The organism is Haloferax sp. S1W (genome assembly GCF_044593955.1).
Lineage (GTDB): Archaea > Halobacteriota > Halobacteria > Halobacteriales > Haloferacaceae > Haloferax.
On the sequence record NZ_CP172595.1, the window covers coordinates 2,667,583 to 2,689,200 of the forward strand.

The window sequence follows — 21,618 nt, forward strand, 5'->3', positions numbered from 1 at the left end:
CAAATGAGTCGGTTTTCATAATTTCTTGCCTCTTTGGTATGAACTACTCTGTCTCGCATACACACCTCGAACGGGTGCTACACCGCTGACACCCGGTGTCAGCGGTTAATTGGTTTTGGACTGCACAGAATGAACTCGAAATTCGCTGTTCGGTATCTTTGGACGCGAATACACCGGCAGCGTGCCGAACCACGGCTTATCTGCTCCTTCAGTTAGTCTCTCGTCTATTTCGTACGCAGTGTCGGTTCTGGCGACCTGCCAACGGGCTGGTGCAATTATCTGCCACACGGGTTCAAGAACGGTTCTCAGTCGAGCCTCGCGAGAATAAGTGGGTGGTCGGCCGGGTGATTACCGTCTGTCGTCGGTCAGTTCGTACTGCCGCTTACGGGGGTCCGTAATCTTCGCTCGCGAGTGTACGAGCTTCGCGTCCTGGAGTCGATTCAGTGCGTCTCGTACCGTCCGAGGTGCGAGGAGCGTTCTGCTGGCAATTTCGGTACTCGATACAGGTTCGTCTGCCTGCGTGAGAATGTCGTATACGAGCGCCGCACTCGGCGGCATCTCGTCGAGGTGCTCGTTGCTTCCGTCCGTCTGCCGCGTTTTCGGTCTCTCCAACGGCCAGAGGTTCTGCGGGCGTGTGTCCGTCATCGATTGGCGAACTTGGATAACTCGCGTTCTAACCGTGACATCTCTTGGGCGTGCAAGTCGTCGAAAACGGGGCAGGACTTCTCTGTTGTCGCCAGTTCGAAGACGAGTGATTGCCGAAGTTCGTGAGAACATGCGGCCGAGAAATGCTGTCGGTGCGGGCAGTAACCGCAGCACTCAGGGAATTGCATGTGTTCTTCTGTCATGCTACTTTGTCGCATTCGGTCGAGCATAAACATTTTGCTCCGAACCCCAAGCGACCGAGACTCCTCGGTCGTGGGCCGTCTCTGTCGCACATGGGCTACTCGTCGGTCGGGACCGCGACGACGGGAACAGGCGTGTGCAGCATCACCGACTGGGTCGTACTCCCGAGCAGGGCCTTCCCAACCGGTGTCCGCTTTCGCGACCCAATCACGACGTAAGAGGGACTTTTCTCCTCGATTGTCTCAAGGAGGCTCGCGGCGGGTGCTCCGATTTGACCCAGCAGTGTCACCCCATCGGTGTCACCGACCGTCTCTTCGACCACTCGTCGAGCGACCTGTTTTGCGTCGTGAACGGCATCGTCACGGAAGTAATCATCCGCCAACTCTGACCGTTGTTCGAACAGCTCTTCGGAAATCGCGTGGAAGACGAGCAACTCCTCGCCGTGGGCCTTGGCGAGGTCGTTTGCGACGGTGACAACTTGGTCTGGCGACTTCTTGCCGCTCACAGCAGCGAGTATTGCCATACTTGTAGTAAGTGCGGACATCCGAGATAAATGTTCACGTCGCTGGCGCGGCGAATCCGGGTGTAGCGTGGCGCTGCTGGGAACGCTTCGAGCGTCACGCCCACATGGTCAACACCGCGACGCCGACGACGATAGTCACTGTCCCGACGAGAACCCGGCTACTGAACAGTTCGCCGTCTCGAACGAACAGCCCCGTCAACAGGAGGACGAACAGCGGGGACGTGTTGAAAATCGGCGTGACGACGGTCACTTTCCCGATACTGAGCGCAGCGTACAGAGACGCGAGGCCAAGACTCGAGACGGTACCGGCCGCGACGAAGGTAAGGGCATCTCGACGCGGGACGACGAGTGTCTTCAGTCGTCCCGTCGCGACGATTCCGCCCGCGACGAGGACGAACGACGTGGTCAAGTTCACTGCCGCACCGATTGTCGGTTCGGCGACGAGGCCCGTTCCAACCTTCCGGAATATCTGGACGGTTCCGTACGTGAGCGCGCCGAAAAGCGGGTACAGGAGGTCGGTCCGGCGAACGCGGTTGATTCCGTCCCCACGAACTGACGCGAGGACGACGCCGCCCCCGACGGCAAGCAGCACCCCAGCGTAGCCGGGAAGCGGGAGTCGTTCGCCAAGCACCGCGATGGCGAGTCCGACCGACACGAGCGGGTTCATGTTGGTGATAGGGGAGACGAGGTTCGCGCCGACGCGTTGGATGCCGATGTAGTTCGCGAGCCGACCGAGTGCAGGTGCGAAAACACCAGCGAGGATGAACCATCGCCACGACCAGAGGTCGACGGAGATATCGTACCACGCGAAACTCAGTCCCCACAGGACGACGACGTTCACGGCCATCGTGATGACGAGCGCGACGAGTGGACTCGACTCTCTGACGCCCACTCGAACGAGAACTGTCGAGACGGCGAACGCGAACGCCGTCAGGAGCGCGAACAGGACTGGCAGTAACGTCTCCATTCGTGTTCAGGTTCCCACGCGTACCGTCGCGCCCATCGTTCGGAGCTTTTCTATCGCCGAAACCGCAGCGAGGTAACTCGTCTTCGGATTCGTCGGCGAGGGGACGTTCCGAACTGTCGTCTCGATGGATCCCATCCCTCCCGTGGCCTCGATGTGGTGGACGTTGTTTGACTCGTCGGGGTCGGCGACGATTCGGACCGTCGTCTCGTCCGGACCGATACCCGCGAGGCTCAGCGCCATCGCGACGTTGATGTTCGAGGGAAAGGCAAGCGCCGCTTCGGTCGCAGACCCCTCGAATACTGTCGTCGCCGTCTCGAACGCCTGCACGTCGATGTCGTTTTCCACGAGGTACGGTGCGCCCTCGAGTCCGGCAGGATTCTTCGTCGTCGTCAGCGAGACCGTCTCTAGGTCGCCGGTCAAGGCCGCAGCTTTCACCGCATCGAGACCTGCGATAGCCCCGGAGGGAACGTGGACGACCTGCCCTTCTCGTTCGGCGGTACGAACGGCCCGCTGACGGAGGGCAGCGTCTGCAAGGGCACCGGCACTCAACACCAACACGTCACACCCGGCTTCGAGGCTCGGAACGGTCACGTCGGCGACGGCGGACTGACCGGCGGCCTCGACGACGAGGTCGACGCCCGCGAACAATTCGGTGGGTTCCTCGACAGGTTCGGGTGCGTCGGTTCCTCCAAACTCGTCGATGACGGTCTGCCGTTTCTCTGCGTTTCGGTCGTAGATGCGTGTGAGTTCGGCATCGATGGTTTCGTCGGCAAACGCGCGAGCGATTTCGAGACCGATGGTTCCGCAACCGAAGAGGCTCACTCTAAGCGGCATAGTCGGTCAGTTGTAACACGGTAGCAAAAGTCATTCGGGAACGGCGGACGCTGCGGGTACCGGGTCGCCCGGCGGTCAGAGTCCGTCAGTGACGAACTCGGTCGCACGACCGGCAACGGACGTGATTCCACGAACCGAGCGACCGAGGTCCGCGCGGATAATCGTCCCCGTCATGGGCCGCGAATTTTCCCTGGACGCCAGTAGGACGTAGGGTCCGGTGTAATCCTCGGGTGTCGGGACGATATCGAGCGGGTGGTTGGAGGCGTCGAACTCCTCGGCTGTCACGATTGCTCGGTCGCCACCGAGTGAGTCGGTCGCGCTGAGTTCCGTCGGGACGTATCCCGGCGCGACGGCGTTGACTCGCACGGTCGGTGCGAGTTCGAACGCGAGTTGTCGAACGATTCCCGCGATGGCGTGTTTCGACGGGACGTACAGGATGCCCCCGCCGTCGGAGTTGAAACTCGCTTGCGAGGCGGTGAACACGATTCGCCCCTCTGTCTCGACGAGTTCGGGGAGGGCGGCACGAGCGCCCAGCAGGTAGCCGAGCACGTTGACTTCGAACAGTTCGGCGAAGCTCTCACCGATAGCGTCGGCGTCGAGTTCGGGAAGCGAGACGTTGTCGTCGAAGACGCCAGCGTTGCCGACGAATACGTCGAGGCGGCCGAATTCGTCGACTGCGGTCGCGACGGCCCGCTCGTTGTCGGCGAATGAGGTTACGTCGCCGTGGACGGTCGCCACTTCGTCGTAGGTTGCGTCGAGGTCGTCGAGCCGTTCGCGGTCTCTGTCGAGGACGACAACCTCAGCCCCTTCTTCGAGGAATCGTTCGACGACTGCGCGACCGAGACCGGAGCCACCGCCCGTAATCAGTGCTACTTGATTGTCAAGCCAGGTCATTACACCAAAGAAGGGAGACTGGGAACATAAGTGTGTTCAGCGCACGAATGTTCGCCGGTGACTCTGAACACGCTACTTGCGGCGCTCAAGAGCGGTCCGGGCGGTTTGCGCCCGTTACAAAACGGCAGACAGGAACGTTTGACGGCGGTTCACGGGAGGTATTCGAGGTTGTAGAGGTTGTCAATGTCAACCGGTTCCTCGATCCACCCCATGTCGGCGACGAGCTGATTGATTTTCTTCAGGCTCTCGGTGAGCGGCTGAACACTGTGCGTGTAATTGGGGAGCGACACGTAGGTCTCTTTCGGCGTCTGGACGTAGCCAGCGTCGTGAATCGCTCGCTTCGACTCTTCGGCGTTGTTGTTGTAGTAGTCGACTGCCGTCGAGTAGTCCTGTAAGAATTTCTCGACGACATCGGGGTTCTGGTCCATGAACTGCGTCGAGAACCAGAGTTCCATCAGGTCGTGTTCCCACCCGACCGTGTCGATGACGCTGAAGATGGGTTTGAGTTCGTGTTTCTGCTTGCCCAACATCTCGAACACGGGCGGGAATATCGCCGTGTCGACCTGTCCTTTACTCACCGCTTCGCCCATCGACGGGAACGGGACCTTCACTAACTCGACATCCTTGTCGGGTTCGAGACCCACCGACCGGACGGCCGATTGGGCCCACAGGTCACACCACGACTTGAACGCGCAGATGCCGATTTTCTTCCCCTCGAGCGATTCCTTGTTGAGGCCGTTCATATCCGAATCCGGCCGGGCGAGGAACTTCTCGTGGAAGGTGTCTTCCCGTTCCTGGGTGATGTTCGCGACGACGGTCAGTGGGAGTCCCCTGTTCGTCGAGAAGATTGCGGTGACGGCCGCCGAGGTTCCTGCCTGCAGTTCACCCGCCTGAAACGCCTGAAGGCGCTGGTTGTTGGCGGGGAACGCCTTGAACTCGGCTTCGTATGCATCGCCCCAGTGTTCGAGAAGGTCGGGCATCGCATCCATCAGCCACAGCGGTTCTTCCGATGCGATTCCATGACCGAGTGTAATCGAGACTGTCTCCGACCTGCCACCGGTGACACCGCCGAGACAGCCAGCGAGGCTACCCGCGGCTATCGCAGTGCCGGTCGCTTTCAGAACGTCTCGCCTGTTTGCATGTGTGTCTCTCACAGGCATCATAAATCAAAAAACAATACCCGGATATATTTCTACCGGAAGATATCTCCGGGCACATTCTTGGATTTATCCCGTTATATCGGGGCCATTTACGTTTGATATGGTCTGAACCACCCGTAAGAGACTGCTGACTTCATTCGGCTGGCGGTTGCATCAACTCGACGTAGTTCCCGTCAGGGTCGCGCATGTAGGTTATCTGTGCCCCGTTTCCGACCGTCTGCGGCTCGTTGACGAAGTCGGCGTCGTCGCGTAGTTCCTCGTAGCATTCCCACACGTCGTCGACTTCGAGACAGAGGTGGGCGACCCCAACGTCGTGGCCAAACGCCGTGTCGTGGACGTTGTCGTTCGGTGGTTCCTCGTAGGCGATTAACTCGATGAAAAAGCCGCCCGCGTCGAGGAACGTGATGTCGCCTTCGACACCGTCGACGCCGACGATGTCCGCCTGTACCTCGCTGACCGGAAACTGCCTGTCGACTTCGAGTCCGAGCAGTCCGTTGTAGAATGCGAGGGCGTCGTCCATGTCCGAGACGTTGAGTCCGTAGTGTGTGGCAGTGCCTCTCATTTGCCTACCCGAAGAGACCGACTTCGCAAGAATAACTGTTTGGGCGAGACACGCGTCACAACTCTGGTTCCCACAGACAGTGTAATCTGGCTCCTCCGCGGATGGTGAGGCGTCGCGTGAGGGCAAAATTTATGCTGACTCGAAGCGGTCTTTGACACGCGATGTCACACGGTATTGACGAATCACAGTCTACTAACCAGACGGAGTTCGGTCGGGTACAGAAACTTCTCAAACGGATGGATGAGACCCTCGAAGACGGCGAGGTACCGATGCAGATACTAAACGACGAGGCCGTCCACCAACTGGAACTGGAGCGCATCTTCGGGCAGACCTGGGTGTACGTCGGCCACGAGTCCGAAGTTCCAGAGCCCGGCGACTACCGACAGCGAACGATTGGCGAAGACCCGTTCATCTTCGTCCGCGACGAAGACGGTGAGTTCCGTGTTCTGTTCAACAGCTGTCGGCACCGGGGGGCGAACGTCTGTCGGGCCGAGAAGGGTAACACCTCTCACTTCCGGTGCCCGTACCACGGCTGGACGTACAAGAACACGGGCGACCTCGTCGGCGTGCCGCAGAAGGCCGCCGGTTTCGACCATCTCGACGCCGAGGAGCGCGGCCTCCACGAGGCACCCCACGTCGAGGAGTACAACGGCCTCGTGTTCGCGTGCGTCGCGCCGGAAGTAGAGCCGCTGGAGGAGTTCCTCGGCGGCGCGACGTGGTTCCTCGACATGTACTTCGACCTCATCGATATGGAAGTCATCGGCGACCCACATCGCTGGGAGGTGGAAAACGACTGGAAGACGCCGACAGAGAACTTCTACGGAGACAACTACCACATTCCGATGGGTCACAAATCGGCCATCGACGCGGGCGTGGGGAGCGATACGGCGACCGGTGAGAAGGAAAGCAACCTGTACGGCATCGCCGACTGCGACGGACACGGGTTCAGCTTCTACCAGATCGAATCCGAAGAAGATAGCTACTGGGGCCACCCGCCGGAAGTCGTCGAGACGTTCAATCACGACGCACTCACCGACGAGCAACACGAAGTCGCCCGCAAGTCCGGCGTGACGCTGGGGACGATTTTCCCGAACCTCTCGTTTATCTTCCTCGGCGGACGCGACGACCCGGAGAAAGATTCGGTCGGCACGTTCCTGCTCCGGAAGTGGGAGCCGCGCGGTGCCGGAAAGATGGAGGTCGTAAACTGGATTCTCGCGCCGAAAGACGCGTCTGAGGAGTACAAAGAGCGCGTTTACGAGGTCGGCATGTCGAACTTCAGTCCCTCGGGGAACTTCGAAGTCGACGACGTCGGCATCTGGTACGGCATCGACGACGCGGCCGGCAGCGTCTTCGCCCGCCAGAACGACGACGTGAACACGTTGTTCACGATGGGTCGCGGTGAGAATCCGGCGGCGACCGTCTACGAGGACTGGGTTGGCCCCGGAACCGCCTACCTCGAAGGCGGCATGACCGACGAGAACCAACTCGACTTCTACCGGACGTGGCACGAGACGATGACCACTGACGGGGGGATGTAGATGAGCGAGACCATCTCCAACCCGGCGCTCCGGGCCGAGTGCGAGGACTTCCTCTACCACACGGCCGAACTGCTGGACAACCGCAAGCTCACCGAGTGGCACGACCTCGTGACCGAGGACATCGACTACCGCGTCCCTATCCGTACGACTCGCGAGCGGTCCAACCCCACGGAGTTCAGCGACACCTCGTTCCACATGAAGGAAGACTGGGGGACGCTGGAGGTTCGGACCGAGCGGATGCAGAGTGACTTCGCGTGGTCGGAGGACCCACCGTCCCGCACGCGCCGTCACGTGAGCAACGTCCGCATCGTCGACGACGACGGCGAGGAAGTCCAACTCAAGAACAACCTCCTCGTCTTCAGACAGCAGGGCGACGAGACCGAACCTGACGTGCTCTCGATGGAGCGTCACGACACGCTCCGTCGCACCGACGAAGGGTTCAAACTCGCCGAGCGGCTCGTGCTGCTCGACCACACGATAATTCCGACGAACACGCTCTCGATAATCCTATGACCGATACGACCGACACCCCGACGATAACGCTCCGGGCCGACGACCGGACGGTTTCGCTCACTCGGAAACTGACCCCGGTGGGAGAGCGACTCCACGTCGAAACGGACGACGGCTCGATACGACTTGACGCACTCGCACTGGAGAGCCTCACGTGGCAAGAAGGCGAGTTCTTCACCGACCTGACGGGCGACGAGTACGTCCCCGGAGAGAACCCGGTTCGGACCGACGACTCGCTTCAGATTGGAAACGAGTACACCGTCGTCCAACTAACCGTGTTCGAAACCGACGACGGGCCGCGTCTCGAAATCGACTCGCCCAAACTCGGATACTCGTGTCGGCTGGGCGTCGCGGAGCTTGCGGCGCTGAGTCAAGCGGATATGTCGCTGTTTTCCGACCTTCTCCACACGCCGCTGGGTCCCGTCGACGACCACGACGACGACCCGCTGTTTCACTAGCTTCGACGCACGTTTTTACTGATACTCACGGGCGCGTTCGATGAACGACGCGGTGCGGTCCGCAACCTGCTTCTCGCGTCCGGTAAAGAAGTGGTCTGCGGCGATTGGTTCGACCTCGACGAGCGGACTCGCGGTCGCCGTCTCGGCAATCTCCTCCGCCTCGGCCGGGGTGACGTTCCGGTCCGTCGAGTGGGGAAGGAGGAGTATCGGAATCTCGATGTCGGGCGTCCAATCGATGGTCGCACACTTGCTCTCCGGCGACCGATACGAGAGGAACGACTCGGCTGTCATCGGGATGTACTCGATGTCGCCGCCGACCGGCCGAGGAAGCGCGACGATTTCGTTACCCCGCCCGGCGTCGACGAGGTCGCGGGCGGCCCTCACGAACTGTTCGTACGCCGCATCTGCGTCGTCTGAGACCGCCTCGAAGTACCCCCGTGTCGACCGCTCTCGAATGTCGGCGAACGGAGCAGCGAGGACGACGGCATCGACGTTCGGGTCGTTTCGCTTCCCTTGGAAGTACGCCGCCTCGGTTGCCCCGAGACTCCGACCCCAGATGACGACCTCCGTGGCACCGTTTTCCGTCGCCCACTCGACTGCACCCGCGATGTCGCGGTCGAGTTCGGCAAAATCGGACGTTTCGTAGCCCTTCCCACTATTTCGCTTGTTGATGGAGACGCACCGAATGCCATCCCGCGCGAGCGGGTAGGCGACCGGAGAAATACCCGCCCCGAGCGCGAACCCGCGCAGACCGTGGAGAAAAATGACGCACGTGTGTTCGCCGTGGAACGTCTCTGACTCGCTCGTAATCTCGAATCCGTCGAGTGCTCTTCCGTCGTCAGCCTCGTAGTTTATCGCCCGGAGGTCGATGTCCTCCGGCGTCGGCTCCATTACTGGCATGGTAACACATGGTTCGATTGTGGGCGGACACTATGATTCTTGTGCAACCCACATCGTCCCCTACCAGATTTTCCGAGAGACGTATTCGGCGGTCGGGTCGATTCGCACGTCAAGGACGACGTGTTCGTCCGCGTCGAGCGCCATTTCGAGCGCGGGACGCACCTCGTCTGGGTGTTCGACCGTAATCCCGCGGACGCCGAAGGACTCCGCCATCGCGGCGATGTCGGTCTGGGGGATGTCGGTCGCGACCTCCGCGTGGCCGTCGGAGCGCTGGTAGTTCCAGATCATCCCGTATTTGGCGTCGTTCATGACGACGGTGACAGCATCGGTCTCGGTGGCGACGGCCGTCGCCAGTTCCATGTTGCACATCAGGAAGCCGCCGTCACCGATGAGGTTGACCACCTGTCGGTCCGGGTCGACGCGCTTTGCGGCGTTCCCCGCCGGAACTGGGAAGCCCATCGAATCGTACAGCCGAGAGTGCTGGAAGGAGTTCGTCGTGCGGTATTCGAAGGCGTCGTTCGGCCACGCACCGCCTGCCGCGCCTGCGTCGCCCGTGATAATCACGTCATCGTCGGCCACCTCACGGAGTTCCGCCATGATAACGAGCGGGTGGACCGGCGTCTGGTCTCTGACTGCTTCGAGGTAGTCGACCACGTCGTCGCGGACGCGCTCTACCTCCGCGCGCACGGTCTCTCTGTAGTCCGGGTCGGTCGCCCCACCATCCTCAGCCAGCACGTCCGCAGCAGCACCAAGCACCGTCGAGAGGTCGCCGTTGACGAACGCGACCGCGCTCGATTGCGGGTACTCGACCTCGCCGGAATCGAAGTAGACGATGTCCACGTCGTCGGGTGTGCGGTCGTCGAGGACGGCGGCCTCGTGGGAACTCGGTCGGACGCCGACAGAGAGCACCGCCTCGGCTTCGGATAGCGCCGTGGCCGCGGCCGGGTGGTCGGACATCCCCACCGTCCCGGCGAAGGCGTCGTGGTCGTTCGGGAACGAGTCGGGGTAATGCCGCGGACAGACGACGGGGCAGTCGAGCGCGTCGGCGACGGCCACGAGTTCGTCGGTTGCGAACGCCCGGAGAACGCCCTTTCCGGGGTAGAGGACTCGCTTTTCGGCGCGTTCGATGGGTTCGAGCGCATCGACGACGGCCTCGGCCGACGGCGGCGTCTCGGTGATGTGGGTCCACTCGAACGCCGATTCGGGGATGTCGACCGACTCCATCAGGATTTCTTCGTCGATGCCGACGAACACTGGTCCGGGACGACCGGTCGTCGCCTCGTCGAAGGCTCGATTGAGCGCCGCAGGAACGCGCTCGGGGTCGTGCACTTGCGTGCTCCACTTGGTCGCCGGTTCGAACGCCTTCTGGACGAAGTACGGGTCGTCGACCCCGTGGAGCGATTCGGTTGGTGCGTCCTCCGGCAACACCGCGCTGATGAGAACCATCGGCGACGCGGCGGTGTACGCCTGTGCGACACCCGTCAGTGCGTTCGTCGCACCGGGTCCCGCCACCGTGATGGCGACGCCGGGGTCGCCTGTCAGGCGGCCGTACGTGTCCGCCATGACGGCCGCGTTGTACTCGTGGCGTGCCGTGATTACGTCGACGCCACGTTCGTCGAGACCGTCGGCGATATCTACGGTCTGGTTGCCAAGCAGTACGTACGTCTCAGAAACGTCGTTCTCTACGAGAACGCGCGCTACGGAGTCTCCTCCCTTTGTCATCGTTCACCATTCGAACAGGTGCCACGATAAAACTTGCTCCCAGTCGTTTGAACTGGCTGATACTATTTACCGCCGCTGCTGCCGGAACCGACAGATACACTTTTTGCACTTGTCGTCACTATTGGTAGCACGCATGATGCTCGGTTACGAGTTGGCAACATACTGTGATTCGGCTGGCGGTGCAAGACTATGAAGACAGAATCCACAACCTGGCCCGACGGAGATTCGGTTTCGGACGGTGTGAAGGTCGTCGCTGGGATACTCACCCGTAGCTCACCAGTCATTGCTCTCTTGCTCCTCTGGCAAGCGTTCGGGCTGGTCGGTGCCCTGCCGGTGTACGTGCCCGCGCCGACGACTATCGTCGACCACTTGCTCGGAATGCTGGCCGAGGGAACGATTCTTCCGCACGCGTGGGCGACGCTGCAACTCGTCTACGTCGGGTTCTTCGGCGGGGCTTCACTCGGGGTTATTCTCGGCGTCCTCACCGGTCGGATTACTGTCTTGGGACGGCTGTTCGACCCGCTGGTCTCGATGACCTACCCGATTCCAAAGATTGCTCTGTTCCCCATCTTCGTGATTTGGTTCGGAATCGGCTTCATGTCGAAGGCAGTCGTCGTGTTCTTGGCCGCGTTCTACCCCGTGTACATTCACACGTTCGACGGGGTTCGCGGCGTTCCTGACCTCCACATCTGGTCGGCGCAGAACTTCGACGCGTCGCGGTTCCAGATACTCACTGAGGTCGTCATCCCCGACAGCCTTCCGCAGATTCTCTCGGGACTGCGCGTCGGACTCGCGCTCGCGTTCATCGTCGTCTTCTCGGCCGAACTGATTCAGTCCGACCTCGGCCTCGGTCAGTTAGCACTGCAGGCCAGACAGTTCAACAACTACGAACTCATGTTCAGCGCTATCTCGGTGATTGCGCTGTTCGGCGTCGTTCACGACCGGCTGTTGCTGTTGGTCCGTCGTCGCCTCCTCTACTACCGGGAGGGTGACGAGCAATGAGCGTCCAGTCTCGCGGTGAGGCGTGGTTCAGTCGCCTGAACGACTGGGCGGAACGGACGACGTTCCCGATTGGATACCTCTCCATTCTCGGCTTGCTCGTCGTCTGGGAACTCGGTGCGCTCCTTGTCACCTCGTCCTACGGGCCGCCGCTCATCCCCCGCGTCGAGGTCGTGGCAATGCGGTTGTACACGATGCTCGTCGTCGAGGGCGCGGTGTACTCAGACATCTTTGCGACCCTCTTTCGGGTGTTTGTCGGCTTCACCGCCGCCATCGTCGTCGGGATTCCAATCGGCCTGTGGATGGGGTCCGACGACCGCGTCGAGTTCGTCCTCGACCCGCTCATCAGTACGCTCTACCCGATTCCGCGTATCGCGTTCTATCCGCTCTTGCTCGCTATCCTCGGTCTCGGTCACGCGCCCAAACTCGTCATCATCTTCATCGAGTCGCTCATCCCCATCCTGCTCGGGTCGTACTACGGGGTCCAGAGCGTGAGCAAACTCCACATCTGGTCGGGCAAGAACTTCGGTGCGTCTCGAATCCAGATTTTCAGTGATATCGTCCTCCCCGCAAGCTTGCCCTACATCTTCTCGGGTATTCGGATGGCGATGCCCATCGCGCTCATCGTGACGGTCGTGACGGAACTCGTCGCGTCCAGTCAGGGAATTGGGTTCGTCATCATCCGGGCGCAAGGCTCCTTCGAGTACGAGACGGTCTTCGCCGGTGTCGTGCTCATCTCTATCCTCGGAATTCTCTTCGACCAGGCGCTCGCACGCCTCCGGGAACGCCTGCTCTTCTGGGCGGGCGATGTCAGTATCGACATGTAACGCCCACTCGCTGCGGTCTTCTTTTCTGTCGTTCCAGTACCTCCAGCGTGGGCCGTCTTCCTCTTCGGTCGCCTATGTCCCCAGTCCATCTTCCTCTTCGGTTGTCCTGTGTACTTCCGTGATGGCGCTCTCGGGGACCTGAGAAACTCCTTGTCCGTGATTCGTCTCACGAAGTGTGGACCGTGGTTCACGGCGTCTCTCAGCTATCGCCGCGAACCAGCGGTGAAAATGGGTATCGCGTCTTCGGACGAACTGGTGTTCGTGCTATCCGTGGCTCCTGCGTCCGCGGGTAGACGCTGCCAGTTCTGTGTCTGCGATTAGACGATGTCTTCGACGACGGTTCCGCCTTCGACGACTGGCGTGCCGTCGAGGTAGACCGAACAACCCTTCTGAGCGATATCGTAGTGGCACGGTGCGTAGCGGTCGATGTGCGTGTTCGGGCCGGTGCTCCAGAGCATGTTTCCGGACCAGACGCGGCCTTCACTCGCACTGACGCCTGTCTCGTCTGGCTTCCGGTCGTGAAGCGCCATATCGTAGAACTTCCCGTTGGGGTTCAGCCCCCACCCGAAGTGACTCGTCGCAAAGACGTCTGGGTCGTCGTAGCTCTCCATGTGGCCGCGCATCAGTTCGGCGTCGCCACCCTCGCCATTGATTTCGACGATGTAGTTGTCCTCGATGACACACTCGACCGCCGAGTTCACGTAGTCCGCGAACGGCACGACGTTGTAGTCGCCCGGCGCGATGACGATTGTCCCCTCGACGTTCGTGGGATAGTTCGAAACCATGTTCTGTCCCCACACGTCCCACTTCCCCGGCGTGTCGACGAAGCCGTAGGAGTCGAACGCCGTGTCCGACTCGACTTTCATCGTCACGTCCGTGCCGTGGTCCGACGTGATTCGCATCTCGTCGGTCTCGGCGAGAAGTTGGCTGTGCTTTTGGACTTTCTCTTTGACCGCCTGTGCTTCTTCTTCGGTCCACGGCATGAGACGGCGAAGGTAGAACGGTTCACGAGCGCCGACGCGGAGGATTCGGGTTCCGGCATCGCGGATTTCCGTCCGCTCCGGCACGTGGATGAACCCTTCGAGCGTGAAGTCGAACACCATGTCCGCGTTCTTGCACGCTTCGACGGGTCCTTTCGGCAGGCGGAGTGTGCCGCCCTGTCCGGCCGAAATCTCCGGCCCGACAGAGTTCCGCCCGTACTCGGGAACCTGAACCTCGAATACGTCGGCACCGAGGTCCTGTGCGGCCGCGAACCCCGCCCCGACGTACTCGCGAGGACTCTTTACGTCCGTCACCAGCGCAACGGTTTCGGAGTCGTTCACCTGACAATGCTCCATTTGCCTCCGGAACAGAGGCACTAGTAGGCCTGCTTTCTCCATACGCACCGTTACAGACTGAGAGAACGATAAAAACTGTTGCGGATGTTACCTGATTTGTTACACGTTTTGGGTGCGTAGACGGTGATATTCTGCTGTTTGAGGGGCGCTCGTCGCTCCCGACGATATGGTTAAAACTGCCGTCTCTGAGCCTCCTGAGTGGAGAATGCGTTTCGGACCATGTCGTGACAGAAGTTCATCCGTCGCATGCTAGAGCCTGACTGCCAGAACCGTAAGCTAATTAATAGTGGACGTAATCCTCAAATTCGTATGGTTGTCGAGAACATGGGCTTAGACCATATAGCCATCAAAGTACGCGATATCGAGAAGTCCGTTGAGTTCTACCGGAACGTCCTCAACATGGAAGTCTCGGACCGTATTGGAGACGGCGTTGCGTTCCTTCGTACCCCGAAGGTCGCAGCGAAGGCACAGCACCACGAGATGAACATCACACAGATGTCCGACGCCGAACTCGACGTGCTCGAAGAGCGCGGCGAACTCGAACTCGACCTGCACGATTTCGAGGAGGAACTCCCCGAAGACGGCCCGCCGATGCTACCAACCACGGGGCCGATTTACCACATCGCATTTGAAGTTCCCAATTTCAAGGCACTCAAGGCCGCCGAGGAGGGTCTCCGCGAGATGGGGTGGCCCGTCTATCGCGGCCCCGGCCGTCATGGTCCCGGGGACAACTTCTTCCTCTACTTCCCGGACCCGGACGGATATCCAATCGAACTGACTGCGAACATGGAAGATGCACCCGAAGAGGGTGGCAAGCCGCCTCGTCGGTGGCCCCAGAATGCACAGACGTGGAACGTCTGGACTGGCTCGGAAGAGCTGAAAGAGGAATAGCGGTTACAGACACCGTCCAATCGTACTCGACGGTTATCGACGTTTTTCTTCGTGGTAATGCGGTCGTAGCACGACTCGAACCAGAACGGCCATAGCGACGACTCGAATCAATCAGTGCCGTAGCGACGACCTGAATCAATCAGTGCCGTAGCAACAACTCAAACCGTCACTTCCTCCTGAATCATCCCCCAGAGCTGGTGACGGAGTTCGGCGAACGTCTCGGTCTCTCTGATGTCCGTCTCTCGCGGGCGGCCGAAGTGTTGGGTCACGTCGATAATCGACTCCACGCTGCTCGGACGGGAACTCAGCACGATGATTTTGTCCGAGAGGTACAGGGCTTCGTCGATACTGTGTGTGACGAACATGCAGGTTTGACCGGTCTGGCTCCAGATGTCGAGCAGTTCGTGTTGCATCATCTCTCTCGTCTGCGCGTCGAGCGCACCAAAGGGCTCGTCCATGAGGAGGACCGACGGGTTGACGGCGAGCACTCGTGCCATCGCGGCCCGCTGTTTCATGCCGCCGGACAGGGAGTTCGGATAGGCGTCTTCGAACCCCGAAAGCCCAATCATCTCGATGTACTCCTTCGCCTTTCGCTCGCGGTCTTCTTCGCCTTCGCCGAGTACCTTCATCCCCCACGTGATGTTCTCTTTGATTGTCATCCAGGGGAACAGCACGCTCTCTTGGAACACCATCCCACGCGATGGGTCGGGTGACGTTACCGACGTTCCATCGACTGTGATGCTTCCGGATGTCGGCTCGATGAACCCCCCGAGCATGAACAGGAGTGTACTCTTCCCACAGCCAGACGGGCCGAGGACGCTCACGAAGTCTCCTTCTTCTATCGTGAGTGATACGTCGCCAACTGCAACGACATCTTCGTTGTACACCTTCCGAACCGAGTCAATCTCTATCATGCCTCTGCTCCGGATGAGGCGGTACTAGTATTTAATCCTCATGGAGAATCCGACGGCATCTTCACACGAAACGTCCGATATCACCTGTTTTCTATCGCGAAACCCCGATTTCATGATTTCAGTTGGCCGATATCAGACTGGACTGACCCTGTGTCTTCGTGTTTGGTGTATGGTACCTACCATCATAGGCTGTTCGGCAATGCGAAACGGTGAAGTAGCACGAATTTGAATGTTAACTATGAGCACGCACGCGGATGTCCCGGTCAAGTCCATCGCGCGGATGGCGGAGCTACTGCAGACGCTCCAATTGCTCGACGGAGCTGGTGTCTCTGAGTTAGCACGGGAACTCGACGTCTCCAAGAGTACAGCGTACAACCACCTCAAATCACTCCAAGAGTACGGCTACGTCGTTCAAGAAGATGATGCGTACTACGTCGGACTCGGGCTTCTCGACCACGGCGAGTACGCGCGCGAACGGCAGGTCGGCTACCAGTTGATTCGACAGAAGGTTCGGGAGGTAGCCGAGGAAACGGGCGAACTGTGTCAGTACCTCGTGGAGGAACACGGGCTTGGGATTTTCATCGTCCGAGAGTCGGGTGACCATGCGGTCGAAACCAGCACACGAATCGGGAATCGGGTGTACCTCAACCACGTGACTGCCGGAAAGACACTCCTTGCGTACCTGTCCGACGACCGCGTGGCAGAAATCATCGACCAACACGGTCTCCCCGGAAAGACGGAACACACGATAACGTCTATCGAGGGTCTCGAAGCCGAACTCGAAGCAATCCGCGAGCGCCGCTACGCCATCGACCGGGACGAACACTTAGAGGGACTGTACGCTATCGGCGTGCCCATCCGAGACGCTACCGGGCACCCCATCGGTGCGATGAGCGTCGCAGGTCCAGCGAACCGAATCAACCGCGAGCAACGAGCAGAGGAGATTGCGCAGGTACTCTTGGAGAAGGCCAACGAAACCGAACTGACCATCAAACACTCCTCGGTGTAGTCGCCAACTGCTGTTTACCGATGCCGAACGGGCCGCCCCGTTTACTTGCCCGCTCACTGGAAAATGCCTAATTATTATTAGTTAATAATTTCCAGTAGATGCAAAATACGCCCTGCAACGGTCGCAATACTAGCAAAGTGCAGTAACCTGCCCACTGTGATGTGTTCCGCATTAGAAAACGGGGTTGGCACTCCCTAGCACGACCGGCAGTACAGACATTACAAACGTACTCTTGTAATATGTGCCCCGACGAGTGACGAATCCGCTCGTGAGGCAGGCGGATAGTGGTGTCTACGTTGCAGCCTCACTCCATTTCTAATCGACATTTTGATATCTGATGTCTGTGTTATCTTACTATAGCTCTTTTGCGATAATATTGTGGGAATTTGCATTATTGACTGTGTGGTGAGTCTGTGTCCATTGCGGTATCTCTCTGTGGCTTAGAACAGAAATATCTCGCTTGGTATTTTCCATGGGCGGTGTGGCTGTTCTTGTCTAGTGCTTAGCGGCATTCTCCCGAGTCAGTTTACGCAAGTGATGTAGTAATATGCTGGGTGCTGTCCTCGATACCGTCCTAATTTCTTCCCTTCCTTCGTCATTAGAACTCTGGATAAGACACAATACTGTGGCCTATTCATAGTGTTGCTGGAGAAATGTGTTTCTCTCGGTTTGTAAAACCAAATCTAAAATTGACACCACTGGTTACATCGGTGCTCATCGCGAGGGGACGTTGGGGCGTTCACGATGGGTCCCAGGTGTCACCGTTCGGCTTGGATTGCTGGCTTGATATCGACGAGTGGCGACCCGTCTACTGCGTCGAGTCCACGAACCCGCATCCGACGGCTGTCGGTTTCGAGGACCGTGCAGGTGCAGATGTTGAGTGGGTTTGGACGGTTCGGACTCCGGCGAGCGAAAGCGCCGACGCCGTCGTCGCCGACCCACTCGCTTCGGTCCGCTTGGTCTGCCCAGTAGACGACTGTCACTCGCAGTACGTCTTCGATGCCTGCGAGTGCGTCCGCATACGTCTCGAAAATCTCGAGTTCGGACTCAGCATCGTCTGCAAACCCCTGATGTGGGGCATCGGTGGGCGTCTCGTATGGGCTATGGACGACGCCGATGGCATCGAGTCGAAACGTGTCCTGCTGGTCGGTGTCTGTCATGTGAAAAACCGCGTGGTGGTCGCCATCACGCGCAGTCGACGACCGCACACTGGATACCGGCGGGCGTCTCCGAGGCGGTTAGCGTCTCGAACTGGTCAGGGACGAGCGAGAACGCTATCGCCGCGATTGCCTGGAACCAGTGTTGGAAGACGACGTGGAGGAACACGCCCGCGAAGAACGGAATCTGCCTCGACGGCGCCAACGGTTGCGTGATGAGCTTATCCACCATCGGCGTTCCGACGAAGACGTTGAGCATCCACGCCGCCGGAATGATGAATGCGAGCGCCCGCAGGGCGTACGCCTGCCAGTTGTCTCCCTGCATGAATTGGAGCGTACTCGGCCAGACCGCCAACAGGATGACGAGGACAGACACCAGCGGGGAGATGTCGAAGACGACAGTCCCCCATGCCGGTATCTCTCCGCTAAACAGCGGTGCTACCCAACTGAACGCACCGTTCGGTGCGGTAAACACCGTGTAACTCGCCAACCACGCCAGCGCACTCAGGAGCCCGAGTATCTGGAAAACGCGCCACCCAGTTCCGATTGCTCCGGTTGTTCCCGCACCTGTGCCTGCGTCTGCCGATTCGTGTGCTCCGGCCATCTGAATCACCTGACTTCCGTACTGGGAACTAGCTTCCCCGAAGAGAAGCTACCTCTGATTGACAATGACATACGAAATCCGATAAACATAACGATTATTAGTGAACAAGTGGCTGACTATCCAGTTTACAGTCCTGTTCGCCCCGGAACGTCTCCCCGACTGCATCGCTTCGAGCGGTACCCAAACAGTCGCTTCGCGCACTAGCCGCACACCGCTGCCGCGTCACCTATTCCACATCGTCGCCGGTCTCGTCGGAGCCGGGTCCGATGCGTTCGTGCAAGCCAGTGGCTTTCGCAACTCGCCCGGACTCCGGCAGATACCCGCGACTGACGAGATAATACCCCGTGACTACCGTGACGGCGACACCCCAGATCAGCGTTCCAGTGACGATGGTCGTCTCTCCACTCGCGAGAGCAACCGCGAGCGGCACCCATCCGACGAGGAGTCCGACGAACGCGTTCGCGACGGTACAGGGCCAACAGCGGTTTTCGCCTGTGAGGTCTGTGGTGGTCATCCGTCGTCACTCCATGCTACTACTTGTCGTGAGCAGAGATAAGAACCCGCGCCACCGTGATTTATTGAGTGTCTCGGTGACTCTGTAGTATGGGCAGTTCGACGCTTTCTCCACCAGCGTGGCTCACGCTCGCTGATAGCGAGCAGGTATGGGTGCGTACCGCCCCGTCTCGGAACCTCGTTCTCGCTGCGCTCGCGACTGGGTTCGTGCTGCTCCTCGTGATGTCGGTGACTGTGAGTGCGATGGACGACCTCCAGACGGGCCGCGCGGTGAGTTTCACGGTCCTACTGCTCATCGTTGGGCTACTCGTCGTGGCCTTTCTCATCACGAAGCGAAACGAGTACGTCCTGACGAGCGACCGAGTGTGTACCGGTGTCGGACTCCGGTCGAAGCGGGTCACTGCGGTTGCCGTCAGAGACGTACAGGACGTGACCGTCGAGCAATCCACCTGGCAACAACTGGTGAACGTCGGGACAGTCCGATTCGTCGCAGGTGGTGACGACCTGCGGTTTTCCCTCGTCGGGAACCCGGTCTACCTCCAGCAGCAGGTGTTCCAGTTCGTCGACATCACTGATTAATCGGTCGCTGCCCACTCCAAGAGTGTTACTCGGTCGCTGCCCACTCCAAGAGCGGTTGGAGTCGAACTTCGAGTTCTCTCCCTCGCGGCGTCAACGAGTACTCCACCCGTGGCGGGATTTCGTCGAAGCTTCGGCGTTCGACGAGGTTCTCGTCCCGAAGGTCTGCCAGACAGTCGGTGAGCGTCGAGGTACTCGTCACGCCGAGCGTCGCTTCCAATTCACTGAATCGCGTCGGCCCCTGCGCCCCGAGCAACGCGATAATCTGCATCGCGTATTTGCGGCCGACCGTCGTGATGACGCCGTCGAGCGGGCAGTAACAGGTTACAGACGCATCCTCGTCCGTCCGGGTGGTCTCACAGCAAGCGCACTGACGACTGTGGGCCATTCATCTAGATATGCGCTCCCGGCCAAAAAGTGGTCGGCGAGTGCGAATTTTATATGCGATAGCGACCGAGCTTTCGGTATGGTGTCTCGTTGGCGGCGGTACGTGGGCGGCGAGTCTGACTCCGGGGACGACAAGCAGGACCGGCCACTCCTCGCCGACGGCGGCGACTCGGACGAAGGTACGGACCCTGACAAGGACACAGACTCGGACGAGGGCGACGACAACGACGCGGATACCGACCGCACCGACGCGAACCCGGACGACGCACAGGATGAAGACGCCGACGACTCCGCGGCGGGAAGCGGTCTCGACCGGTCGAATATCGAGGTGACGCCAGCGGGTGACGCCGAACCCGCGGACCCCAAGTGGGAGAAACCCGACCCCGATGATATCCCGGCGTTCGAGACCGGCGCGGACAAGCCACTGACGCGACCCGGTGGCACCGACGCCTCGGGGGACGAATCAGTGGACCCGACCGAGGGGATGCCGAACACCGCCCGAAGTCCCGGCGACGCACGTATCAGCAGCGAAGGGACCGAAGGATACGTCGCGGCGCTCGAACTGTGCGCGCGACTTCCGGACGATATTCGCTTGCCCGAGGAAGCCGCCGACCTCGTCCCTGCCGCCGTCGAAGCCGAACTCGAACAGGACGTACAATCGTTCGCAGCCTCCGAGTTCGACAATCCCTCGCCGCACGTGGAGGTTCTCGATTTCGTCGAGCGCGACGGCGAGATTTGGCTTCGCCTCCGCCTCGGCGTTCCCGCGGCGGCGTTCACTGACCTCGACCCCGACGCGATACGCACTCACGCCCTCGAAACGTTAGATGGATTCATCTGAGCGCCGTGCAGGTCGGCGTAGACAAGTTCTCAGATAAGACCTCGGGAAAGTCATTAGTCTATTGCTAGCATAGCACATATAATGGCTACCGTCACCGAAGCGGCCGATACGACGCGGTTGCGTGACTCACAACGGGGATTCGCATTGCTATTCGGGGGCGTGTTACTCCTCGTGGGTATCTTCGGGTTCGTTCCGCAGTTCGTTACCGACGGGCTTCTCTTCGGGGTCTTCGGCGTCAACGCGCTCCACAACGTCGTCCACATCCTGACTGGGCTTCTGGGAGTGGTGTTGGGCTACTACGCGGGCGGCGCGTCGCTGTTCAACAAGGTCGGCGGCGTGCTGTATCTCCTCGTGTTCGTCCTCGGGGCGCTCGCCGTCGCGCTGGGGAGTGGCCTCTTTCTCAATCTCAACTGGGCGGACAACATCCTCCACCTCGTGCTCGGACTCGTCGTCGGAGGTGTCGGCTTCGGTATCGGCGAGAAACACCCGACGTAATTGGTACTGGCTGGGCAAACACCCGTCATTGAGTTTGTCCGATTTCTGCGCTACCACAAAATGATGTGAGCGTGAAGCCTTTATACATGAGGTCCACTCCTGATACAGAAGGAGGAAATCCAAATTCTCCGAGTAGAGTTTAAAACGGCCCCGACGG

The 21,618-nt window shown here is 59.9% G+C and carries 26 protein-coding genes; 10 read left to right on the forward strand and 16 right to left on the reverse strand.

The window, feature by feature from the left end:
* Positions 1-348 precede the first annotated feature (348 nt).
* The 8 genes from ACH9L7_RS13970 to ACH9L7_RS14005 form a co-directional block, all read right to left on the reverse strand.
* Positions 349-645, reverse strand: coding sequence for a transcriptional regulator (locus ACH9L7_RS13970; RefSeq protein WP_396611301.1), 297 nt, complete (start codon positions 643-645; stop codon positions 349-351).
* Positions 642-848: a hypothetical protein gene (locus ACH9L7_RS13975; protein ID WP_396611302.1), complete on the reverse strand. Its 207-nt coding sequence runs from the start codon at positions 846-848 to the stop codon at positions 642-644. The genes ACH9L7_RS13970 and ACH9L7_RS13975 overlap by 4 nt, the downstream gene beginning before the upstream one ends.
* A 95-nt stretch (positions 849-943) precedes the next feature.
* Complete coding sequence (locus tag ACH9L7_RS13980; RefSeq protein WP_396611303.1) at positions 944-1,369, reverse strand: universal stress protein; 426 nt, start codon at positions 1,367-1,369, stop codon at positions 944-946.
* Between the two features lie 94 nt (positions 1,370-1,463).
* Positions 1,464-2,336, reverse strand: a complete 873-nt coding sequence (locus tag ACH9L7_RS13985) for an EamA family transporter (RefSeq protein WP_396611304.1) — start codon at positions 2,334-2,336, stop codon at positions 1,464-1,466.
* Between the two features lie 6 nt (positions 2,337-2,342).
* Positions 2,343-3,170, reverse strand: a complete 828-nt coding sequence (locus tag ACH9L7_RS13990) for an aspartate dehydrogenase (protein ID WP_396611305.1) — start codon at positions 3,168-3,170, stop codon at positions 2,343-2,345.
* 75 nt (positions 3,171-3,245) lie between these two features.
* The gene (gene hcaB, locus ACH9L7_RS13995) at positions 3,246-4,064 is read right to left on the reverse strand and encodes a 3-(cis-5,6-dihydroxycyclohexa-1,3-dien-1-yl)propanoate dehydrogenase (protein WP_396611306.1); all 819 of its coding nucleotides are present in this window, start codon (positions 4,062-4,064) and stop codon (positions 3,246-3,248) included.
* Between the two features lie 149 nt (positions 4,065-4,213).
* Entirely contained in the window at positions 4,214-5,218 is a 1,005-nt protein-coding gene (locus tag ACH9L7_RS14000) for an ABC transporter substrate-binding protein (protein ID WP_396611307.1), read from the reverse strand.
* A 139-nt stretch (positions 5,219-5,357) separates the two neighbouring features.
* Positions 5,358-5,786: a VOC family protein gene (locus ACH9L7_RS14005; protein WP_396611308.1), complete on the reverse strand. Its 429-nt coding sequence runs from the start codon at positions 5,784-5,786 to the stop codon at positions 5,358-5,360.
* A 161-nt stretch (positions 5,787-5,947) separates the two neighbouring features.
* Between ACH9L7_RS14005 and ACH9L7_RS14010 the strand changes: the two genes are divergently transcribed.
* From ACH9L7_RS14010 to ACH9L7_RS14020, 3 genes are read left to right on the forward strand one after another with little or no spacing between them, the layout of a single operon-like run.
* The gene (locus ACH9L7_RS14010) at positions 5,948-7,324 is read left to right on the forward strand and encodes a Rieske 2Fe-2S domain-containing protein (RefSeq protein ID WP_396611309.1); all 1,377 of its coding nucleotides are present in this window, start codon (positions 5,948-5,950) and stop codon (positions 7,322-7,324) included.
* Entirely contained in the window at positions 7,325-7,837 is a 513-nt protein-coding gene (locus ACH9L7_RS14015; RefSeq protein WP_396611310.1) for an aromatic-ring-hydroxylating dioxygenase subunit beta, read from the forward strand.
* Complete coding sequence (locus tag ACH9L7_RS14020; protein ID WP_396611311.1) at positions 7,834-8,292, forward strand: hypothetical protein; 459 nt, start codon at positions 7,834-7,836, stop codon at positions 8,290-8,292. The genes ACH9L7_RS14015 and ACH9L7_RS14020 overlap by 4 nt, the downstream gene beginning before the upstream one ends.
* 15 nt (positions 8,293-8,307) lie before the next feature.
* On the opposite strand, the gene ACH9L7_RS14025 is transcribed toward ACH9L7_RS14020, so the two are convergent.
* Positions 8,308-9,183: an alpha/beta hydrolase gene (locus tag ACH9L7_RS14025; protein WP_396611312.1), complete on the reverse strand. Its 876-nt coding sequence runs from the start codon at positions 9,181-9,183 to the stop codon at positions 8,308-8,310.
* Between the two features lie 69 nt (positions 9,184-9,252).
* Positions 9,253-10,914, reverse strand: coding sequence for a thiamine pyrophosphate-binding protein (locus ACH9L7_RS14030; protein ID WP_396611313.1), 1,662 nt, complete (start codon positions 10,912-10,914; stop codon positions 9,253-9,255).
* A gap of 189 nt (positions 10,915-11,103) precedes the next feature.
* Here ACH9L7_RS14030 and ACH9L7_RS14035 point away from each other — a divergent pair, with 189 nt between their 5' ends.
* Both ACH9L7_RS14035 and ACH9L7_RS14040 read left to right on the forward strand, forming a co-directional pair.
* Complete coding sequence (locus tag ACH9L7_RS14035) at positions 11,104-11,916, forward strand: ABC transporter permease (protein ID WP_396611314.1); 813 nt, start codon at positions 11,104-11,106, stop codon at positions 11,914-11,916.
* Positions 11,913-12,740, forward strand: a complete 828-nt coding sequence (locus ACH9L7_RS14040) for an ABC transporter permease (protein WP_396611315.1) — start codon at positions 11,913-11,915, stop codon at positions 12,738-12,740. Before ACH9L7_RS14035 ends, ACH9L7_RS14040 begins: the two co-directional genes overlap by 4 nt.
* Positions 12,741-13,057: 317 nt before the next feature.
* Here ACH9L7_RS14040 and ACH9L7_RS14045 read toward each other — a convergent pair whose 3' ends face one another.
* Positions 13,058-14,062: a hypothetical protein gene (locus tag ACH9L7_RS14045; protein ID WP_396611316.1), complete on the reverse strand. Its 1,005-nt coding sequence runs from the start codon at positions 14,060-14,062 to the stop codon at positions 13,058-13,060.
* Between the two features lie 324 nt (positions 14,063-14,386).
* Here ACH9L7_RS14045 and ACH9L7_RS14050 point away from each other — a divergent pair, with 324 nt between their 5' ends.
* A complete protein-coding gene (locus ACH9L7_RS14050; RefSeq protein ID WP_396611317.1) occupies positions 14,387-14,968 on the forward strand; it encodes a VOC family protein in 582 nt (193 codons plus the stop codon).
* A gap of 158 nt (positions 14,969-15,126) precedes the next feature.
* Here ACH9L7_RS14050 and ACH9L7_RS14055 read toward each other — a convergent pair whose 3' ends face one another.
* Positions 15,127-15,882 carry an ABC transporter ATP-binding protein gene (locus ACH9L7_RS14055; protein ID WP_396611318.1) on the reverse strand — a complete coding sequence of 252 codons (756 nt, stop codon included), beginning with the start codon at positions 15,880-15,882 and terminating at the stop codon, positions 15,127-15,129.
* A 238-nt stretch (positions 15,883-16,120) separates the two neighbouring features.
* Between ACH9L7_RS14055 and ACH9L7_RS14060 the strand changes: the two genes are divergently transcribed.
* Positions 16,121-16,891 carry an IclR family transcriptional regulator gene (locus ACH9L7_RS14060; RefSeq protein ID WP_396611319.1) on the forward strand — a complete coding sequence of 257 codons (771 nt, stop codon included), beginning with the start codon at positions 16,121-16,123 and terminating at the stop codon, positions 16,889-16,891.
* 758 nt (positions 16,892-17,649) lie between these two features.
* Here the strand turns inward: ACH9L7_RS14060 and tsaA are convergent.
* From tsaA to ACH9L7_RS14075, 3 genes are all read right to left on the reverse strand, one after another.
* Positions 17,650-18,051 carry a tRNA (N6-threonylcarbamoyladenosine(37)-N6)-methyltransferase TrmO gene (gene tsaA, locus ACH9L7_RS14065; protein WP_396611320.1) on the reverse strand — a complete coding sequence of 134 codons (402 nt, stop codon included), beginning with the start codon at positions 18,049-18,051 and terminating at the stop codon, positions 17,650-17,652.
* A 25-nt stretch (positions 18,052-18,076) separates the two neighbouring features.
* Complete coding sequence (locus ACH9L7_RS14070; protein ID WP_396611321.1) at positions 18,077-18,652, reverse strand: hypothetical protein; 576 nt, start codon at positions 18,650-18,652, stop codon at positions 18,077-18,079.
* A gap of 226 nt (positions 18,653-18,878) precedes the next feature.
* Positions 18,879-19,166: a hypothetical protein gene (locus tag ACH9L7_RS14075; RefSeq protein ID WP_396611322.1), complete on the reverse strand. Its 288-nt coding sequence runs from the start codon at positions 19,164-19,166 to the stop codon at positions 18,879-18,881.
* Between the two features lie 89 nt (positions 19,167-19,255).
* Between ACH9L7_RS14075 and ACH9L7_RS14080 the strand changes: the two genes are divergently transcribed.
* On the forward strand, positions 19,256-19,744 hold the full coding sequence (locus ACH9L7_RS14080; protein ID WP_396611323.1) for a PH domain-containing protein: 489 nt from the start codon (positions 19,256-19,258) through the stop codon (positions 19,742-19,744).
* 25 nt (positions 19,745-19,769) lie between these two features.
* Here the strand turns inward: ACH9L7_RS14080 and ACH9L7_RS14085 are convergent, their stop codons facing one another.
* The gene (locus tag ACH9L7_RS14085) at positions 19,770-20,129 is read right to left on the reverse strand and encodes a winged helix-turn-helix transcriptional regulator (RefSeq protein ID WP_396611324.1); all 360 of its coding nucleotides are present in this window, start codon (positions 20,127-20,129) and stop codon (positions 19,770-19,772) included.
* Positions 20,130-20,207: 78 nt separating this feature from the next.
* Here ACH9L7_RS14085 and ACH9L7_RS14090 point away from each other — a divergent pair, with 78 nt between their 5' ends.
* On the forward strand, positions 20,208-20,966 hold the full coding sequence (locus ACH9L7_RS14090; RefSeq protein ID WP_396611325.1) for a hypothetical protein: 759 nt from the start codon (positions 20,208-20,210) through the stop codon (positions 20,964-20,966).
* An 81-nt stretch (positions 20,967-21,047) separates the two neighbouring features.
* Positions 21,048-21,461: a DUF4383 domain-containing protein gene (locus ACH9L7_RS14095; RefSeq protein WP_396611326.1), complete on the forward strand. Its 414-nt coding sequence runs from the start codon at positions 21,048-21,050 to the stop codon at positions 21,459-21,461.
* The last annotated feature ends 157 nt before the right edge of the window (positions 21,462-21,618 follow it).

Excerpts from the sequence above, each read along its gene's own strand:
- ACH9L7_RS13970 (WP_396611301.1), bottom strand. The coding sequence starts at position 645 with ATGACGGACACACGCCCGCAGAACCTCTGGCCGTTGGAGAGACCGAAA.
- ACH9L7_RS13975 (WP_396611302.1), bottom strand. The coding sequence starts at position 848 with ATGACAGAAGAACACATGCAATTCCCTGAGTGCTGCGGTTACTGCCCG.
- ACH9L7_RS13980 (WP_396611303.1), bottom strand. The coding sequence starts at position 1,369 with ATGGCAATACTCGCTGCTGTGAGCGGCAAGAAGTCGCCAGACCAAGTT.
- ACH9L7_RS13985 (WP_396611304.1), bottom strand. The coding sequence starts at position 2,336 with ATGGAGACGTTACTGCCAGTCCTGTTCGCGCTCCTGACGGCGTTCGCG.
- ACH9L7_RS13990 (WP_396611305.1), bottom strand. The coding sequence starts at position 3,170 with ATGCCGCTTAGAGTGAGCCTCTTCGGTTGCGGAACCATCGGTCTCGAA.
- hcaB (WP_396611306.1), bottom strand. The coding sequence starts at position 4,064 with ATGACCTGGCTTGACAATCAAGTAGCACTGATTACGGGCGGTGGCTCC.
- ACH9L7_RS14005 (WP_396611308.1), bottom strand. The coding sequence starts at position 5,786 with ATGAGAGGCACTGCCACACACTACGGACTCAACGTCTCGGACATGGAC.
- ACH9L7_RS14010 (WP_396611309.1), top strand. The coding sequence starts at position 5,948 with ATGTCACACGGTATTGACGAATCACAGTCTACTAACCAGACGGAGTTC.
- ACH9L7_RS14015 (WP_396611310.1), top strand. The coding sequence starts at position 7,325 with ATGAGCGAGACCATCTCCAACCCGGCGCTCCGGGCCGAGTGCGAGGAC.
- ACH9L7_RS14020 (WP_396611311.1), top strand. The coding sequence starts at position 7,834 with ATGACCGATACGACCGACACCCCGACGATAACGCTCCGGGCCGACGAC.
- ACH9L7_RS14025 (WP_396611312.1), bottom strand. The coding sequence starts at position 9,183 with ATGGAGCCGACGCCGGAGGACATCGACCTCCGGGCGATAAACTACGAG.
- ACH9L7_RS14030 (WP_396611313.1), bottom strand. The coding sequence starts at position 10,914 with ATGACAAAGGGAGGAGACTCCGTAGCGCGCGTTCTCGTAGAGAACGAC.
- ACH9L7_RS14035 (WP_396611314.1), top strand. The coding sequence starts at position 11,104 with ATGAAGACAGAATCCACAACCTGGCCCGACGGAGATTCGGTTTCGGAC.
- ACH9L7_RS14040 (WP_396611315.1), top strand. The coding sequence starts at position 11,913 with ATGAGCGTCCAGTCTCGCGGTGAGGCGTGGTTCAGTCGCCTGAACGAC.
- ACH9L7_RS14050 (WP_396611317.1), top strand. The coding sequence starts at position 14,387 with ATGGTTGTCGAGAACATGGGCTTAGACCATATAGCCATCAAAGTACGC.
- ACH9L7_RS14055 (WP_396611318.1), bottom strand. The coding sequence starts at position 15,882 with ATGATAGAGATTGACTCGGTTCGGAAGGTGTACAACGAAGATGTCGTT.
- ACH9L7_RS14060 (WP_396611319.1), top strand. The coding sequence starts at position 16,121 with ATGAGCACGCACGCGGATGTCCCGGTCAAGTCCATCGCGCGGATGGCG.
- tsaA (WP_396611320.1), bottom strand. The coding sequence starts at position 18,051 with ATGACAGACACCGACCAGCAGGACACGTTTCGACTCGATGCCATCGGC.
- ACH9L7_RS14070 (WP_396611321.1), bottom strand. The coding sequence starts at position 18,652 with ATGGCCGGAGCACACGAATCGGCAGACGCAGGCACAGGTGCGGGAACA.
- ACH9L7_RS14075 (WP_396611322.1), bottom strand. The coding sequence starts at position 19,166 with ATGACCACCACAGACCTCACAGGCGAAAACCGCTGTTGGCCCTGTACC.
- ACH9L7_RS14080 (WP_396611323.1), top strand. The coding sequence starts at position 19,256 with ATGGGCAGTTCGACGCTTTCTCCACCAGCGTGGCTCACGCTCGCTGAT.
- ACH9L7_RS14085 (WP_396611324.1), bottom strand. The coding sequence starts at position 20,129 with ATGGCCCACAGTCGTCAGTGCGCTTGCTGTGAGACCACCCGGACGGAC.
- ACH9L7_RS14090 (WP_396611325.1), top strand. The coding sequence starts at position 20,208 with ATGGTGTCTCGTTGGCGGCGGTACGTGGGCGGCGAGTCTGACTCCGGG.
- ACH9L7_RS14095 (WP_396611326.1), top strand. The coding sequence starts at position 21,048 with ATGGCTACCGTCACCGAAGCGGCCGATACGACGCGGTTGCGTGACTCA.